The sequence below is a fragment of the Mesorhizobium sp. M7A.F.Ca.CA.001.10.2.1 genome (assembly GCF_003998575.1).
Taxonomy (GTDB): Bacteria; Pseudomonadota; Alphaproteobacteria; order Rhizobiales; family Rhizobiaceae; genus Mesorhizobium.
Map to the genome: position 1 here is coordinate 1 of NZ_RZQY01000838.1, position 2,178 is coordinate 2,178.

The window sequence follows — 2,178 nt, forward strand, 5'->3', positions numbered from 1 at the left end:
ACATTATGCGATGGGCGATTACCTTACGGCAATCACCAGCGGACTGGAGCAAGGCAGGCGGCTGGCGAGCCAGCGCGTCGCTGAGATCACCGGCCTGCCACTCGATTTGGTGCAACGGAACTCCGCTCGCATCCCCACCAGCCTGTTCGCAAGGGAGTTCGCCCGTGCCAGCGGCAAGGTGCTCAGCCCCTATGACGCCACGATCGGCACAGCCGATATCGCGCCTGAGAGCGCCCGCATCGCCGGCCCGGATCCGGTGCTCGACCGCAGCGTGCCGGCGCTGACGTCGGCTTTCGTCGGCTACATCCGTGACGAATTGAGTTTCCGCACCGATGTCAGCTATCGGCTGCTCAATGGCGAAATCAGCCACAAATGGGATTACGGGACCAGCGCCTCGCGGCAAGGCTATGCCGGAGTGATGGACGATCTGCAGCGCGCACGCTCACTGAACCCTTCGCTTGGTGTCGTGATCGTCAACGGCTACACCGACCTGGTCACGCCTTACCTCGCCTCGCGCTACCTGGTGAACCAGATCCCATCGCTCGCCGATGCCAAGCCTATCCGTCTCGATGTCGTCGAGGGCGGGCACATGATGTATTTCAGGTCCGACGGCCGACGCGCGCTGAAAGAAGCCGCTTCGGAGCTTTACCAGGCGACGCAGTAGGCTTGGCGACAGTGCAGCTCGGCATGGCCCCCTGCCCCAACATAACCAGCGGGCTGGCGTAGCGCCGCAGCGATTTTCGCCCTTATAGCTTGGTGCCGAGGGAACTGAATTCACAGCTCCTCGTGTCGCTCCTCACAGCATTCTGCCGCTCCGGCAATTTGGTCCCACGCGCCTTATGGCCGATATCGCCATTCTCGAAACACGCGAGCGGGTGCTTGCAGGCATCCTGCTGACCGGTGCTGCCTATTTGCTGTTTTCGACACAGGATGCCTCGATCAAGCTGTTGGTCGTCGGCATGAGCGTCTGGCAGATCATGTTCTTCCGCAGCATTGCCATTCTGGGCGCGTGCGCGGCGATCGGCGGACGACAGTTGTTTGCCGACACGATGCGCTCGCCGATCGTGCGGCCGATGCTGGTGCGCAGTGCCTTCACGCTTGCTGCGTGGCTGTGTTACTACAACGCCGCGCGCAGCCTGCAGCTCGCCGAGCTGACCACCGTCTATTATGCGGCCCCGATCATCGTCACAGTGCTTTCAGTGTTCCTGCTCGGCGAAAAGGTGCCGATGCTGCGCTGGCTGGCGGTGCTGATCGGCTTTGCCGGCGTGTTCGTCGCTTGCGATCCGACCCATCTCGGCCTGTCCGTGCCGGTGCTGCTGGTGCTGGCGGCGGCCTTCTTGTGGGGCATCGCCATCGTGCTCTTGCGCAAGACCGCCCTTGCCGAGTGCTCGATGATCCAGCTCCTGCTCAACAATTTCTATTTCCTGCTGTTTTCGGCGGTGCCGGCATTGTTGTTGTGGCGGACACCGGACGGGGCTCAGTTGCTGCTCCTTGCCAGCGTCGGCGCACTCGGCGGCCTGGCACAATATCTTCTGTTCGAAGGCATGAAGCGCACACCGGCTTCGGTCCTCGCGCCGCTGGAATACACCTCGCTGTTGTGGGCATTCGCACTCGGCTTTGCGATCTGGGGCGACGTGCCGCGCCGCGAGGTGTTCCTGGGCGCTGCGCTGATCGTCGCCGCCGGCCTGTTGATCGTCGGCACCGAGCATTTCCGCAAACGCCTATGATGTGGATCACCATCATTGCTGACACTACGATGTCAGGACCAAGCGGCGTAGGCTGGTTGCATGACTGACATTGCAGCCGCCACCGACACCGCCGCAGAGCGCACACTCGGCATCATCCTGGTGTCGTCCTCAGCTGCCGTTTTCGGCCTGACCGGTGTTCTGACAAAGTCGATCCATGCCGACCCGTTGACCATCATCTGCTGGCGCGGCTTTGTCGGCGCCATCCTGATCAGCTTCTATGTGCTGTGGCGGCGTCACCGTTCCGGTAACCGCGAAACGCTGCGGCTTGGCTGGCGCGGCTGGCTGCTGGCGGTAGAGGGAGCTCTGGCCAGCATCGCCTTCATCTCGGCGTTCAAGTTCACCTTCGTCGCCAATGTCGCGGTCATCTATGCCACAGCACCTTTCGTCACCGCGCTGCTGGCTTGGGTTCTGACGCGCGAACCCTTCCGGT

General features: G+C 62.5%; 2 protein-coding genes and 1 pseudogene. All 3 read left to right on the top strand.

The features are described from left to right. Positions 1-664: pseudogene (locus EN964_RS32410) on the top strand (peptidase S10); the annotation flags it as partial. Between the two features lie 175 nt (positions 665-839). After that, a complete protein-coding gene (locus EN964_RS32415) occupies positions 840-1,727 on the top strand; it encodes a DMT family transporter (protein WP_127272334.1) in 888 nt (295 codons plus the stop codon). Positions 1,728-1,787: 60 nt separating this feature from the next. Continuing rightward, a partial coding sequence (locus EN964_RS32420) for a DMT family transporter (protein WP_164776216.1) occupies positions 1,788-2,178 on the top strand: 391 nt, incomplete at its 3' end.